Source organism: Runella sp. CRIBMP (assembly GCF_009905605.1).
GTDB lineage: Bacteria > Bacteroidota > Bacteroidia > Cytophagales > Spirosomataceae > Runella.
In genome coordinates this window covers 165,367-179,219 of the sequence record NZ_JAAAKZ010000009.1, presented here as the reverse complement: position 1 = coordinate 179,219, position 13,853 = coordinate 165,367, and the positions used below count along the sequence as shown (strand labels likewise).

General features: G+C 44.5%; 12 protein-coding genes. 7 read left to right on the top strand and 5 right to left on the bottom strand.

Annotation, left to right across the window (positions count from 1 at the left end; all coding sequences use genetic code 11):
* Positions 1–193: 193 nt before the first annotated feature.
* Both GVN20_RS20155 and GVN20_RS20150 read left to right on the top strand, forming a co-directional pair.
* Positions 194–1,735, top strand: coding sequence for a DUF5723 family protein (locus tag GVN20_RS20155; protein WP_166560072.1), 1,542 nt, complete (start codon positions 194–196; stop codon positions 1,733–1,735).
* A gap of 7 nt (positions 1,736–1,742) precedes the next feature.
* Positions 1,743–2,507: an enoyl-CoA hydratase/isomerase family protein gene (locus GVN20_RS20150; protein ID WP_166560071.1), complete on the top strand. Its 765-nt coding sequence runs from the start codon at positions 1,743–1,745 to the stop codon at positions 2,505–2,507.
* Position 2,508: 1 nt separating this feature from the next.
* On the opposite strand, the gene GVN20_RS20145 is transcribed toward GVN20_RS20150, so the two are convergent.
* Together GVN20_RS20145 and GVN20_RS20140 are read right to left on the bottom strand one after the other, a co-directional pair.
* Positions 2,509–3,441 carry an endonuclease/exonuclease/phosphatase family protein gene (locus GVN20_RS20145; protein ID WP_166560070.1) on the bottom strand — a complete coding sequence of 311 codons (933 nt, stop codon included), beginning with the start codon at positions 3,439–3,441 and terminating at the stop codon, positions 2,509–2,511.
* Positions 3,426–4,688, bottom strand: a complete 1,263-nt coding sequence (locus GVN20_RS20140) for a replication-associated recombination protein A (RefSeq protein ID WP_166560069.1) — start codon at positions 4,686–4,688, stop codon at positions 3,426–3,428. Before GVN20_RS20140 ends, GVN20_RS20145 begins: the two co-directional genes overlap by 16 nt.
* Before the next feature lie 107 nt (positions 4,689–4,795).
* Between GVN20_RS20140 and GVN20_RS20135 the strand changes: the two genes are divergently transcribed.
* On the top strand, positions 4,796–5,314 hold the full coding sequence (locus tag GVN20_RS20135) for a GNAT family N-acetyltransferase (RefSeq protein WP_166560068.1): 519 nt from the start codon (positions 4,796–4,798) through the stop codon (positions 5,312–5,314).
* A gap of 258 nt (positions 5,315–5,572) precedes the next feature.
* On the opposite strand, the gene GVN20_RS20130 is transcribed toward GVN20_RS20135, so the two are convergent.
* Together GVN20_RS20130 and ade are read right to left on the bottom strand one after the other, a co-directional pair.
* Positions 5,573–6,154 carry an RNA polymerase sigma factor gene (locus GVN20_RS20130; RefSeq protein ID WP_114069394.1) on the bottom strand — a complete coding sequence of 194 codons (582 nt, stop codon included), beginning with the start codon at positions 6,152–6,154 and terminating at the stop codon, positions 5,573–5,575.
* 100 nt (positions 6,155–6,254) lie between these two features.
* On the bottom strand, positions 6,255–7,898 hold the full coding sequence (ade, locus tag GVN20_RS20125; protein WP_166560067.1) for an adenine deaminase: 1,644 nt from the start codon (positions 7,896–7,898) through the stop codon (positions 6,255–6,257).
* Between the two features lie 178 nt (positions 7,899–8,076).
* Here ade and GVN20_RS20120 point away from each other — a divergent pair, with 178 nt between their 5' ends.
* Together GVN20_RS20120 and GVN20_RS20115 are read left to right on the top strand one after the other, a co-directional pair.
* A complete protein-coding gene (locus tag GVN20_RS20120; protein WP_166560066.1) occupies positions 8,077–8,412 on the top strand; it encodes a hypothetical protein in 336 nt (111 codons plus the stop codon).
* Between the two features lie 90 nt (positions 8,413–8,502).
* The gene (locus GVN20_RS20115) at positions 8,503–10,737 is read left to right on the top strand and encodes a DUF5916 domain-containing protein (RefSeq protein ID WP_166560065.1); all 2,235 of its coding nucleotides are present in this window, start codon (positions 8,503–8,505) and stop codon (positions 10,735–10,737) included.
* Here the strand turns inward: GVN20_RS20115 and GVN20_RS20110 are convergent.
* Positions 10,636–10,941, bottom strand: coding sequence for a DUF1059 domain-containing protein (locus tag GVN20_RS20110; protein WP_310586837.1), 306 nt, complete (start codon positions 10,939–10,941; stop codon positions 10,636–10,638). The two genes, GVN20_RS20115 and GVN20_RS20110, sit on opposite strands and share 102 nt — an antisense overlap.
* Before the next feature lie 259 nt (positions 10,942–11,200).
* Between GVN20_RS20110 and GVN20_RS20105 the strand changes: the two genes are divergently transcribed.
* Together GVN20_RS20105 and lepA are read left to right on the top strand one after the other, a co-directional pair.
* Positions 11,201–11,590: a hypothetical protein gene (locus tag GVN20_RS20105; RefSeq protein ID WP_166560064.1), complete on the top strand. Its 390-nt coding sequence runs from the start codon at positions 11,201–11,203 to the stop codon at positions 11,588–11,590.
* A gap of 475 nt (positions 11,591–12,065) precedes the next feature.
* Positions 12,066–13,853 carry a translation elongation factor 4 gene (lepA, locus tag GVN20_RS20100; protein ID WP_166560063.1) on the top strand — a complete coding sequence of 596 codons (1,788 nt, stop codon included), beginning with the start codon at positions 12,066–12,068 and terminating at the stop codon, positions 13,851–13,853.

Genomic DNA, 13,853 nt, shown 5'->3' with positions numbered 1-13,853 from the left:
GATATGTACAAAATAACGATTTAGCCAAATTTTCTACCTCAATTTATCCCGTTCATTTTACATTTCTTAAATTGTACGATTATATCGTACTTTGCGTCACCTTTTTACGTTTCTTGAAATGGAAGATATAGTATTTCCAACAAATCTTATTTTCCACTGGTTTTAATACAAACTAACACTTTACTCTTTTGGGATGACACGTCGCCTTTTGGTCATTATTGTTGGAATACTGAGTTGCATATCTGTCCAAGCTCAACACTGGCTGGGGCTATCTTCGAGCAATTATGCAGGTACAAACGCGCTTTTTCTAAACCCTGCACATGCCGCCGACTCTCGACATAAATTGTACATCAATCTTATTGGCAACGATTTTTTTCTAATCAACAACTACCTTCGTTACGATGCTCCTTACTCATTTATAAGTTTAATCACCAACAGTGTTTCCCAAAAATACCGCAGTGAACGTGGTCTAATTATCTGGAAAGACTCCTATTATGCCGAACGCCTCAACGGTAAACCCAAACATTTTCATACTGGCGGAGATTTACGGGGGCCATCTGCCTTATTTTCTTTCAAAGACAACCGCTTTGCCATAGCACTTACTACCCGAGGTAGGTATACCCTCAACCTAACGGATGTATCGGAAGAAACGGCGCGTGTGATTCGTTATGGAACCAATTTGGTTGAATTACAAAGTAAGGATTTCACCAATCAAACCGCTAAGTTGTCGACCAACGGCTTTGTAGAAATGGGCGCCACGTTTGGTGCCGTACTGGCCGATTGGGATAAAGACTTTCTAAAGATAGGCGTGACCGTGAAGCGATTGGTTGGGGTTTATAATGTCCATGCCAACATGCAAGACGCTGATTACCGAATCAACGTTGAAAGTCTCAACCCCGAACGTGAATTTATTCTGGCCTCAAAATTACAGGCTACCTACGGCTACACTACCGAAGAAGCCTTTTCTAATCTAGGACTTAACCCCCAATTTCTGTTCGGAAACCGCTCGGCAGGAGGCGGCTGGGGCTTTGACCTCGGGGCAGTATATGAGTACCGACCAGACGTACAAAAACTCAAAATCGGTGGACCACGGGGCGGTCGACACCACGACCCCAATAAAAATAAATACAAATACCGTATTTCAGCGGCGCTGACAGATATTGGGGCTATCCGCTACAAAAACTTAAATTATGTACGAGAAATCGACGTTGACCCTCCTGCGGCCCAATTCTCCTACATTAATTTCAACAGTCTGCCAAGCAGTGGAGCTGCCATTGATGCCGTCAACCGAAGCATCAATGTCCGGCCGGCCGATACTCCCCGAGGATGGACCGTTGGTCTGCCCACTTCTTTCAATGCAAGTTTTGACTATCATCACAAAAATCGATTGTACGTCAATGCGCTTTGGGTGCAGGGCTTACGCGGCAAAAACTATTTGGATATAAAACCACAATCGGTTTTTGCCATAACACCCCGTTACGAAACCAAATGGTTTGAAGTATCCACTCCTTTAGCCATGGTCGACAATTACAGAGTATTTACCATGGGATTAGCCACCCGAATCGGCCCAGTTATCATCGGTACCGACCATCTAGGAGGGCTTTTGGACATTGGTAAACCCCAAGGATTAGACTTTTACTTTGGGTTGTACGCTCCGTTTTTCCATCGCAAACCTGACGACCCAAACAAGTGTTGGTATCAGCCTTACGAAAAATCCTCGCGTCGTAAACGATAATCCGCTTATGGAACCTCATGTCACCGTCGACCTTTCTCCGGAAGGAATCGCTACGATTACGTTTTTTCACCCTGCCCAAAACGCCATGCCAAGTTTTCTTTTGCGGCAGTTGGCCGAAACAATCCAAGAAACGGGTCAAAATCCTGCCATAAAAGTCATTATTTTACAAAGCGGAGGTGAGCGTACCTTTTGCGCGGGGGCAAGTTTTGATGAACTAGCCACGATTCAAACCGAAGAAGAAGGCTTGACTTTTTTTTCGGGCTTCGCCAACGTCATCAATGCTTGTCGCACAAGTCCAGTGATTATTTTGGGACGAATACAGGGCAAAGCCGTAGGCGGCGGGGTAGGTTTAGCCGCCGCAACCGACTATTGTTTTGCCACCCAACACGCCGCTATTCGGTTGAGTGAATTATTGATTGGAATCGGCCCGTTTGTGGTAGGTCCTGCCATTGAGCGCAAGATAGGCGTATCAGCCTTTTCACAACTTACGCTCAATGCTTCTACCTTTTATTCCGCCACTTGGGCACAAGACAAGGGTCTTTATACCGAAGTTTTTGCAACAACCGCCGAATTGGATACGGCCCTCAGCGCCTTTGCCCGTTCACTTACCGCCTACCATCCCGCTGCTTTACAAGAATTGAAGAAAGTATTTTGGCAAGGGACAGAACATTGGAATACCCTTTTGACCGAGCGTGCAGCCATCAGCGGCCGACTCGTCCTGTCGGATTTTACACGGGCGGCCATTGTTCGAATGAAAGCAAAAAATCAATAAATTAGGGCCGAAACCGCAACTGAATGACCAATGGATAATGATCAGATTTGGTGTACTTTCCAGTCTGAAATGCGACCGTTTCTAATCGGTTGTTGATCAAACAATGGTCAATCGGAATCAACATCAGTGGCATCCAAACCGGCCAACTTGGATGAAGACCAAATCCTTCGCGGCAATTGGTTAGCCCTGACTTCATTATGAAATCTTGGTAAATAACCGACCAAGGTGTGATGTTTAAATCGCCAATCACGAGCGTTGGATTTCGTTCTTGGGTCATCAATGCTGCAATGTGCTTCAATTCCTGATTACGGATTATAAAATCAACTTCCTTGATGGGGTTATACGCATGGCACGCAATGATGGTCAAGGGTTTATTTTGGACAATCGTGGTCAATCGCATCAACCCTCTCACGGCAAAAGTCGCCGCCGAATCAACCACAATCGGCGTACGACTAGCCACAAACACCTCGGTGTCATTTTTGGCAAAAACCACAAAGGAATGCGGATATTCTTGCGCAAACGTCTTTTTTAAATGCGCAATAAGCGGCGGGGTGGCTTCATTGATGGAAAAAAAATCAGGTTTTTCTTCCCGAATTTGTTGGGTAACGAGCGAATAATCATGGTTTTTGAAAAGAACGTTGGCGTGATAAACCTTAAAATCAGCTTTATTTTGGGAAACAGATTTTGACAAGAATAACCAATCCTTGACCAACCCAGCATTCCCAAAAAATACCACTACACTTACCGTAGTCAGTGTCCACTGTTTCCGCAAAAGTTGCCATATGGCCAACATCAAACTTAAAAAGCAGTATTGAACCCGGAAGCTGGAAAAATGATCAAACCAACGGCTGTATTCACCCAAATATCCAATCAACGAGGCAAAAAGCACCAACCAAGGAGCGTATTGTAAGGTTTGTTTCAGTACTCGTACCATTCGCCCCACCATTTTTGCAATTGTTTACGAATTTCATTTTCCCGGGCATTTTGTCCTGGCTGGTACAAAACAGTGCCTTTCAGCTCGTCGGGCATAAAGTTTTGAGCTGCAAAATTTCCTGGATGATTATGAGAATATTGGTAGTTTTTGCCGTAACCGATTTCTTTCATCAACTTCGTCGGGGCGTTGCGTAGGTGCAGCGGTACGGGCAAGTGCGCGGTTTGTTCGGCCAACGCTAATGCCTCATCAATAGCCAAATAACTTGCATTGCTTTTGGGAGAGGTAGCCAAGTACACCGCCACCTGCGACATGATAATACGAGACTCGGGATAGCCAATCACTTTAACGGCCTGCAAACAGGCATTGGCCATAATCACCGCCGTCGGATTGGCGTTTCCAATGTCTTCAGAAGCCATAATCAACATACGTCGGGCAATAAAATCGGGGTCCTCCCCCGCTTTTATCATTCGGGCCATCCAATAAAGAGCCGCGTTGGGGTCACTTCCCCGGAGCGATTTGATGAAAGCCGAAATAATGTCATAATGTTGCTCTCCCGATTTATCATAACGCGCCATATTTTGCTGGGCTACTTCGGTCACCATTTCATCGGTAATCGCAATCAGCGACTCCTGACTATGGGCATTGACCACCAATTCCAGCAGATTCAGTAGCTTTCGGCCATCGCCTCCCGACAACCGCAACAGAGCATCATACGACTCAAACTGAATGGTTTTGGTCTTCAAGTCTTCGTCTTTTTCCACCGCTTGGTGCAGCATTTTTATTAATTCTTCTTTTCCGAGCGCTTCTAAAATATACACCTGACAACGCGACAGCAGCGCCGAGTTGATTTCAAAGGAAGGATTTTCGGTGGTTGCTCCAATGAGGGTAATTTGTCCCTTCTCGACCGCGCCTAGCAGCGCATCCTGTTGGCTTTTGTTGTAGCGGTGAATCTCATCAATAAACACTACGGGCGAAAAAAGGCCAGACGGGCGCGCCAACACATCGCGCAACTCTTTCACGCCAGAGCTAACCGCACTCAAACTGTAGAGGGTTCGTTTGGTCGATTCGGCAATCAGCAGCGCCAACGTCGTTTTTCCTACGCCTGGTGGCCCCCACAAAATCATGGACGGCACCAAATTGTTTTGGATAGCCCGACGTAAAGCACCGTGGGCCCCCAACAATTTAGGTTGGCCGATAAAATCATTGAGCGTGCGCGGGCGCATACGTTCGGGCAAGGGAGCAAGCATAGCATCGGCAGTTAATGGTGGCCACAAAAATACAAATGCTCGTATAAATCTATCCTAGGAGTCTTCCAAACTTCCTATTATTTTTGAATACTCTTTACTTACAAAAAATGAACAATTACCGAATTGCCACCCCTAACGACATTGAAACAATCGCTAACCTACACGCATTAAGTTGGCAAAACAGTTATCGAGGGATGCTTTCAGATGATTATCTGGACAACCACGTCCTAGCAGATCGGATTCAGGTTTGGACGCAGAAAATAAATGAGCCGCCTGCTAATCAAATCATTTTTGTCAAAGAAATAGACAATATAGTCGTTGGCTTTGTTTGCGCTTACGGAAGCCAAACCGATGAATTTGGGACATTTATTGACAATCTTCACGTACTACCTTCTTTTAAAGGACGGGGAATTGGCAGAGATCTGATGCAAGAAGTGTCTGAGTGGAGTCTTCAACATTTCAACCAACCCAAACTCTACTTAAAAGTCCTCGAAGACAACCACTCAGCCCGATTTTTTTACGAAAAAGTGGGTGGTGAAAAACAAGCCCTGTTTTCAGACATGATGCCTGGAGGGAATAATGTTCGAGTTTGGCGGTACATATGGAAAAAATTTCAGCCTATCTAAGTTTTCTTCGTGCTAAAAATTACCAAGAAGCATGAAATTACCACCATGCGATTAAGTATGTTGGCAGAATTAAGAGAGGCTTTCCAAACGGCCCGCCACAAAGCCACTATTCCTTTGATTATCAGCAATTTACAACTAAAACTTAGAAAGTATTATTTTCCCTCAATAATTAGGCAGAAACACCAAACAAAACGCCCGTAGAAATTCATCCACGGGCGTTGGCCTAAATATCAAATTAAAGCAAAATTCTTCTTAACGCTACACGATTACGCGCTCCATCGACAGTTGTTTTTTCAAGCTCGTCAACGCGCCAAATACGAGGTTATACACCGATTGGATATTGATTTTCATGAAGTTAGAAATTTCTTCGTTAGTCATATTAACGTAGAATTTCAAGAAAATCGCTTCGCGCTGACGGCGGGGCAGTTTTTCGAGTGCTTCATTCAGGTTACGATTGGTTTGTAGATAATCTTCCTGAGCAATCACATAAGACTCTGCCGAAGCGGTGTACAAATGATGGTACTCCAACGGAATCTCCTCGCTGCTCGTGTTTTTTTGCTGGGCATTGAGGTGACGAACCAACTTACGTTTAATCGAAGCCATCAAATAGTAGCGTACCGAAGTGGTATCGCCGAGCGTGTGGCGGTGCTGCCAAAGTTCCACAAACAAATCGTGGATACAATCCTTGATTAAAGCCTTATCGGCGCTGAATTGTGTACAGTAATTGTACAATAATTGAACATAACATTGATACAAACGTGCAAAAGAGGGCTCATCGTCTTGGCGGAACTGATTCCAGAGAGTTACCTCTTCTTGGGTTGTAAGGTGAAAACGAGGCATTGGGGTGGAGGGGTTTGGGGTTTAGAAACAATCACGCCTCAAATGTAATTTTCTTTATAATAAGTTGCAAAATAAAAAGTGTTTTTTTAACAATTAATTTTTAAAAATATAATTTGGTAAAACTGAAGCTTTGCCCATCAAATAAACCTAAATCACTCATTTTCAACGAAGGAATTACTAAAAGCCCCATGAAAGATAGCGTCATAAATGGCGAATTTAGCTTAGAACCAAGTTGAGATTTAACAAAAAAATCAATTTGCGTATACTGTTCCGCCACTTTGTATCCATCAACGTCCGACATCAAACCCGCAATTGGGAGCGGTAGAAGATGCGCGGCACCCGCTTTTGGGCTGACCGCACTCACGCCACCTTGGGCTTCAATCACCAAATTGATGGCCTGTACCAAACTCTCATCGTCACAGCCCACGGCAATGATATTGTGTGAATCGTGCGCCACCGACGATGCAATCGCCCCATCCTGCAATCCAATGTTTTTAATAAATCCTACCGCAATAGGCGCTGGATGATAGCGATTTACAACAACGATTTTCAAAATATCCCGCGCCGTATCCGACACAATAAGGCCATCTTGTATCAGCGCTGGCACTTCCAGTAGATTGGTGATGAGTTGTCCATCCAACGCCTCAATGACGTTCAATGTCAAAGACGAAGAAGTCGCTTCAATTCTCAAATCAGTCGCCTGTAATAATTTACAGTCAAATTGATTGACCAGCGGGCTTCGCAGGTCAGGGATATTTGAACTCCCGTTTTGGGATACCTTCTCTCCTTCAATGTAGGTCTCCAAAATGTCAAAATCCTGAAGATTGTTGACCAAAATAAAATCGGCGGGGTCTCCCTCCCGCAACAAACCGACGTTGAGACGATAATGCAATACGGGATTCAGGCAGGCCGCCCGCAACACGCTGAAAAGCGGGTAGCCTTTGGCCAGCGCCCGCTTCACTAACTGATTGATATGGCCTTCCACCAAATTATCGGGATGCTTGTCGTCCGAACAAAACATCAATCGGTTGGGGAAGTCGGCGATGAGCGGGATAAGCGCCTCAAAATTTTTGGCGGCGCTTCCTTCCCTTATCAAAATATAATCTAACCCAAGTTGAAGTTTGTCAAGTGCTTCGTCGTACGTGAAGCACTCGTGGTCGGTCGTGATGCCCGCTTCAATGTATTTTTGGGCATCAGCACCGCGCAGCCCCGGCGCATGTCCGTCTACGGGCTTATTGAATGCCTGCGCCAAACGGATTTTCATCATCACATCGGGGTCTTCGTGCAAAACACCCGGAAAATTCATCATCTCGGCCAAATAGCCAATTTCTTTCATGGCCAACAACCGACGAACATCTTTGACCGAAATCACGGCCCCGGCGGTTTCAAAGGTAGTAGCGGGTACGCACGAAGGCGCACCAAAGCAAAACTTAAACGGTACGCGTTTGCTATCTTCAATCATATATTCTACACCCGCCACACCCAATACATTCCCGATTTCGTGCGGGTCGGAGACCGTGGCGACGGTTCCGTGGACAACCGCTAGCCGGGCAAATTGCGCTGGGGTCAACATCGAACTTTCAATGTGGACGTGGGCATCCACAAAACCGGGCATGATGTACGGCAGTTCTGGCTCCTCGGCTCCAATTATTTTGATACTTATGATTCTTTTTTCGGCTACTTCAATTTCGGCCTTTCCAATGGTGTGGTCAAAAAGATTAAGTAAATTGGCTGTAAATAACATAAGTCCCGAAAGGGTTAGGGGTTTAAAATGAAAGAGTTAAACGCAAATAAATACTTATAATCAATAAGAAAAGAAGCAATAATCCCCTTGCTACTTTTAGATTTAGCCCTCAACCCGTTGAGAAAGTTGCCTAAAATTAGTTCTTTCGTAAAAAGTTGTCAAACCTTTTACGAAAACCATGCCAAAACAATTTCGTCTGCCCATGATTTTAGTACACACTCCTTTTTTGTGGGTGGAAGGGCTGACGTTTTTTCCGTGGGTGTTTTGCCGTGACGCCAACCCGCCGAAATGGCTGCTGAATCACGAGCGCATTCATCTTCGTCAACAACTTGAGCTGGGAATATTTCTTTTTTACGCTTGGTATTTGGTAGAGTTCCTCGTGCGGCTGATTCAGTACCGTCGTCGCTATTTAGCATATAGAAATATTAGTTTTGAGCGCGAAGCCTACACAAATGACAAGGATTTAATATACCTAAAGACCCGAAAAACTTGGGCTTTTTGGAAATATTTGTGAGTTATTGAGCTATGAGATGGTTGTTGGTACACAAAACCCTTAAATTTGTTCTTTCCTAATCTATCTCTCGTAAACAACCCACCGCATTTGATGAGAATTCTACTTTTACTCCTATTTTCAATCCCAGTCTTATCCCAAAACACAACCCCTTATAAAGTCAATTTTACGACGGAGAAAATCAAAATTGACGGTATTTTGGACGAACCCATCTGGGAAAAAAGTACCACATTAGGGGATTTTTGGCAATACTTCCCCACGGACACCCTAAAAGCCGTGTACAAAACGGATGTAAAAATCGCGTATGACGATAAGTTCGTTTACATCAGCGCCAAATGCTATACCAAAAGCAACAAGTTTGTCATTCTTTCCTACCGGCGGGATTATCGGGCGGGCGGCAACGACAACGTCACGTTTGTCATTGATACGTTCAACGATAAGACCAACGCGTTTTTGTTTGGGATGAACCCCTTGGGCGTAATGCGGGAGGCATTACTCTACAACGGTGCGACCGACAACTCGTTTTTTAGCGAATTTTGGGACAATAAATGGACGGGCGAATCAAAGATTTATGATAACTATTGGACCACCGAAATCGCGATTCCCTTTACGACCTTGCGTTTTAAAGAAAACACGCCTCAATGGTTGTTTAAAAGTTATCGTTTTGATACGCAAATAAACGAGCAAAGCACGCTTGTGCAAATTCCCCAAAATCAAATTATTATGAATTTGGGCTATGCCGTTCCGATTGAATTCGAAAAACCTTTAAAAAAGTCAGGTGCCAACATCTCACTGATTCCGTACATTGCGGCGGGCAACGCGCAGGACTTCGTAAATCCTAAAAACCCCAATAATGGAAGCCGGCTCAACTTCGGCGGAGATGCCAAAATCGCCGTTACGTCGGGGCTTAATTTGGATTTGACCATCAATCCTGATTTTTCTAATGTAGAAGCCGACCGACAAATCATCAACCTCTCCCGATTTGACATCAACTTTCCCGAACAGCGGCAATTTTTCTTAGAAAATTCCGATTTGTTTTCGGGTTTCGGTAGTTACGTCATCAACCCTTTTTTGCCCCCGCAAAGCAACCTCGGGGGGGCAGGCAATCAAATCATCAGTCCTTTTTTCTCGCGTCAAATCGGGATCGCCAAAGATTCTACGACGGGCTTAGGCGTTCCTAATCGTATTCTGTACGGCGCCCGTTTGAGCGGTAAGTTGGACGATAACTGGCGTCTTGGCCTACTCAACGCTCAAACGGCCGATGATGAATTTAAGGGAATCTCGGGGGCAAATTATGGAGTACTGGCCGTGCAACGGAAGATATTTAACCGGTCAAACATCGCGGCTATTTTTGTCAACAAACAGACCTTACACCCCGACATGAGCCCCAAACTGACGAATTTCAACCGAGTGGGTGGTCTTGAATACAATTTCACCTCAAAAGATAGCCGCTGGACGGGCAAAGCCTATTACCATCAATCTTTCAGTGAAACCAAGCAAAAAGATGCTTTTGCCAATGGATTCTCCATCATGTACAGTGTATTGAAATATACTTTCCGCTGGGCGCACGATTGGGTCGGCAAGGGCTACGACGCCGAAGTGGGTTTTGTACCGCGCAAAGATTACCTGCGCATCAACCCTACGCTCGGGTTTTCGTTTTATCCGCGCAACAAGCTCGTCAACCGGTACAGTGTTGGGGTGGCCTTGGAGCAATACACCATGCCCAACATCGGTACCACCGACCGCATAGCGGGGCCGTTTTTGTCAATGTTTTTCAATAGCTCGGCACGGATGCTGTTTTCAATCAATCAAAACTATACCTATCTTTTTTCTGACTTTGACGCGTTGCGAAGCAACAACAAACTGGCTCCTTTAAAAAGAGGTTCGGAGTATACTTACTACAACGCTTCGCTCAATTATTTCTCAGACCAACGCAAAAAATGGTGGCTTTTTGCCCAGCCCCTCATCGGGCAGTATTACGACGGAAACATCGTGAGTCTGGCGGGCTCGATCAACTATCGTTATCAGCCCTACATTGCGTTGGCGATGAACTTCACCTACAACCACATTGATTTGCCCATCGGCAAAAACAACGTTTTTTTGATTGGCCCGCGCTTAGACTGGACGTTCTCTAAAAAGGTTTTTTTGACAACCTATATGCAATACAACAGTCAATTTGAGAACATGAATATCAATACGCGTTTTCAGTGGCGTTTTGCGCCCGTGTCAGATTTCTTTTTGGTCTACATCGACAACTACAACACCGCCAACGGCCAATCTCGCAACCGCTCTATCCAAGCCAAGCTGACGTATTGGTTTAATTTGTAGTATTCTATTCACCGCAGATGACCTTTTGAATGTTATCTGCGGTGAATACTGAGTGTTCTTCGGTGCGCGGACACCCCTTAAATTCTCCTCTTTAATGAAAACTTTTACCTGTTCTGCCATTTCGGGCGTAATAGCCAATCCGTGCACGTTTAGGGCATGAGCCGCGGCTATGTTTAGTACTTCTTCTTCGGTAGGTAGTTTTATTGAAATTCATCAAACAGGTAGATTCTAAGTTGTATATTGGGTACCAAGGATGGGAGAGTTGATGTGTGAAAGATGTAATTCTTCAAGGTAAAAGTGTAATGATTTTCGGCCTAAAAAAACGGATTTTTGCGGTGCAAAAAATGTTCAAAAACCAAAAACAGAAGCAATGTTTTTGTAGATCAATAAAAGAAGGAGGAGACTAATATCACTTCTTTACACAAATTGATATTAATTACACAATCCAAAACTAACACACACCATGACAACATCAAAGAAAATCGGCATTTGGATGGATTCCGAAAGCGCTCACTTTATGGAATTTACGGATGAACCCAAACAAGATGCCGAAATTGAGTCAACATTTACGCACGAAGCGAAGGAAATCAGTTTAGGAAAGAATGAAAATATAATGCACAATAAAGAGCAACATCAACAGGCCGATTATTACAAACGGTTGGGTGAGGTTATCAAAAACTATGATGAAGTACTCCTTTTTGGTCCTACCAACGCCAAGGCCGAACTTGTTAATCTATTAAAAACCGACCACCATTTTGATAATATAAAGATTGAAGTTATGTCGACTGAAAAAATGACCGAGAACCAACTTCATGGCTTCGTTAAAGACCATTTTTCTAAAACCAGCCACTAGGTCAGAATTTAAAATTCCAATTAATATCCGACATTGTCCTGAAGAATAGATGAAGTAGGACGTGAAAGCATCACTCCAATAAATAATCTCTAATGTAATGTAACCATAATGGATACCTTACTGAAACATAAGGTAGTATAACGTGAGGAAAAGCGATACTGGCTCCTGAAAAACAGGAGCCAGTATCGTAAATAAATGGTACGCAACCTTAGGTCACCTTTAAGTAACATATTGGTTACCCACAATCTGAAACTTAGCGGTTAAACTATGTTTCATAATTGCACTTACCCCTACGGTGGCATATAACCTTAAAATGCAACTTCAACCGATTGTTGGGCAAACAATCCTACCAAAGCCGCTGTTATTCGGCTAATCTGACGTAATTTTGCAAACCACATTGAGTATTAAGTATTGAGTACAGTTTTTGTACCAAGCTCTTACTACTCAATACGCTGCACTCAATACTAAATTTTTAATGAAACACATTCGTAATTTCTGCATTATTGCCCACATTGACCACGGCAAAAGCACGCTGGCCGACCGCTTATTGGAGTTTACCAAGACGGTTACTAACCGTCAAATGCAAGCCCAGCTACTTGATGACATGGATTTGGAGCGTGAGCGCGGTATCACTATTAAGAGCCACGCCATCCAAATGGACTATTTATATAAAGGCGAAAAGTACACCCTTAATTTGATTGATACGCCCGGCCACGTGGATTTTAGCTACGAGGTATCACGCTCGATTGCTGCCTGCGAAGGCGCGCTGTTGCTCGTAGATGCTTCGCAGGGCGTAGAGGCACAAACGATTTCCAACCTGTATTTGGCGATGAATCAGGGGTTGGTCATCATCCCCGTTTTGAACAAAATTGACCTTCCAGGTGCCATGCCCGAAGAAGTCAAAGACGAAATGGAAGACCTCCTCGGCTGCGACCGCGACGATATTATTCCTGCCTCAGGCAAAGCAGGTATTGGAATTGAAGAAATTTTATCGGCAATTATTGAGCGTGTTCCTGCCCCAAAAGGCAATCCTGATATTGAACTCCAAGCCCTGATTTTTGACTCCGTTTTTAATTCTTATCGCGGTATTGAAGTAATTTTCCGCGTTCAGAACGGTAGCATTCGCAAAGGCGACAAGGTAAAATTTGTGGCCACGGGCAAAGAATACAACGCCGATGAAATCGGGACACTACGTCTGGAAAAAGAGCCCAAAGATGTGATTGAATGCGGCGATGTAGGGTACTTGATTTCGGGTATCAAAGTAGCTCGTGAAGTAAAAGTTGGGGATACAATCACGCACGTAGATAAACCTTCCAAGGAGCCTATCAAAGGTTTTGAAGAAGTAAAACCAATGGTTTTTGCAGGACTTTACCCCGTCGAAACCAGCGAGTTTGAAGAAATGCGAGAAGCCATGGAAAAGCTTCAACTCAACGATGCTGCCCTCGTGTGGGAACCCGAAACGTCGGCGGCGTTGGGCTTCGGTTTTCGTTGCGGCTTCTTAGGAATGTTGCACATGGAAATCGTGCAGGAACGCCTAGAGCGGGAGTTTGACATGACCGTGATTACGACCGTTCCTTCGGTAAAATTCAACGTGGTGACCACCAAAGGAAACATGCTCGAAGTAAGTGCACCTTCTGAAATGCCCGAACCCAACTATATTGAGTGGATTGAGGAGCCTTTTATCAAAGCACAAATCATCACGAAGTCTGAATACATCGGGCCCATTTTGAAGCTTTGTATGGACAAGCGCGGCCTGCTCAAAAACCAAAATTACCTCACCGCCGAGCGTGTGGAGTTGGTGTTTGAAATGCCGTTGGCCGAAGTAGTATTTGACTTTTTCGATAAGTTAAAAACCATCTCACGCGGATATGCTTCGCTCGACTATGAGCTGTTGGATTACCGCGAATCAGACATGATTAAACTCGACGTGATGCTCAACGGCGACGGCATAGATGCCCTTTCGGCCATCGTACACCGTACCAAAGCCTACGAATGGGGAAAAAAACTCTGCGAAAAATTACGCGAACTCATTCCTCGTCAGATGTTTGAGATTGCCATTCAGGCCGCTATCGGGCAAAAAATCATTGCCCGCGAAACCGTCAAAGCTATGCGTAAAGACGTGTTGGCCAAGTGTTACGGAGGGGATATTTCCCGTAAACGTAAGCTATTGGAAAAACAGAAAAAAGGAAAGAAACGGATGCGTCAGGTCGGTAGCGTAGAAATCCCGCAAGAGGCATTTATGGCGGTATTGAAGATTAATTAA

What these genes read in the sequence shown, in the direction of transcription:
- GVN20_RS20155 (WP_166560072.1), top strand. Translation starts at nt 194, where the DNA reads ATGACACGTCGCCTTTTGGTCATTATTGTTGGAATACTGAGTTGCATA.
- GVN20_RS20150 (WP_166560071.1), top strand. Translation starts at nt 1,743, where the DNA reads ATGGAACCTCATGTCACCGTCGACCTTTCTCCGGAAGGAATCGCTACG.
- GVN20_RS20145 (WP_166560070.1), bottom strand. Translation starts at nt 3,441, where the DNA reads ATGGTACGAGTACTGAAACAAACCTTACAATACGCTCCTTGGTTGGTG.
- GVN20_RS20140 (WP_166560069.1), bottom strand. Translation starts at nt 4,688, where the DNA reads ATGCTTGCTCCCTTGCCCGAACGTATGCGCCCGCGCACGCTCAATGAT.
- GVN20_RS20135 (WP_166560068.1), top strand. Translation starts at nt 4,796, where the DNA reads ATGAACAATTACCGAATTGCCACCCCTAACGACATTGAAACAATCGCT.
- GVN20_RS20130 (WP_114069394.1), bottom strand. Translation starts at nt 6,154, where the DNA reads ATGCCTCGTTTTCACCTTACAACCCAAGAAGAGGTAACTCTCTGGAAT.
- ade (WP_166560067.1), bottom strand. Translation starts at nt 7,898, where the DNA reads ATGTTATTTACAGCCAATTTACTTAATCTTTTTGACCACACCATTGGA.
- GVN20_RS20120 (WP_166560066.1), top strand. Translation starts at nt 8,077, where the DNA reads ATGCCAAAACAATTTCGTCTGCCCATGATTTTAGTACACACTCCTTTT.
- GVN20_RS20115 (WP_166560065.1), top strand. Translation starts at nt 8,503, where the DNA reads ATGAGAATTCTACTTTTACTCCTATTTTCAATCCCAGTCTTATCCCAA.
- GVN20_RS20105 (WP_166560064.1), top strand. Translation starts at nt 11,201, where the DNA reads ATGACAACATCAAAGAAAATCGGCATTTGGATGGATTCCGAAAGCGCT.
- lepA (WP_166560063.1), top strand. Translation starts at nt 12,066, where the DNA reads ATGAAACACATTCGTAATTTCTGCATTATTGCCCACATTGACCACGGC.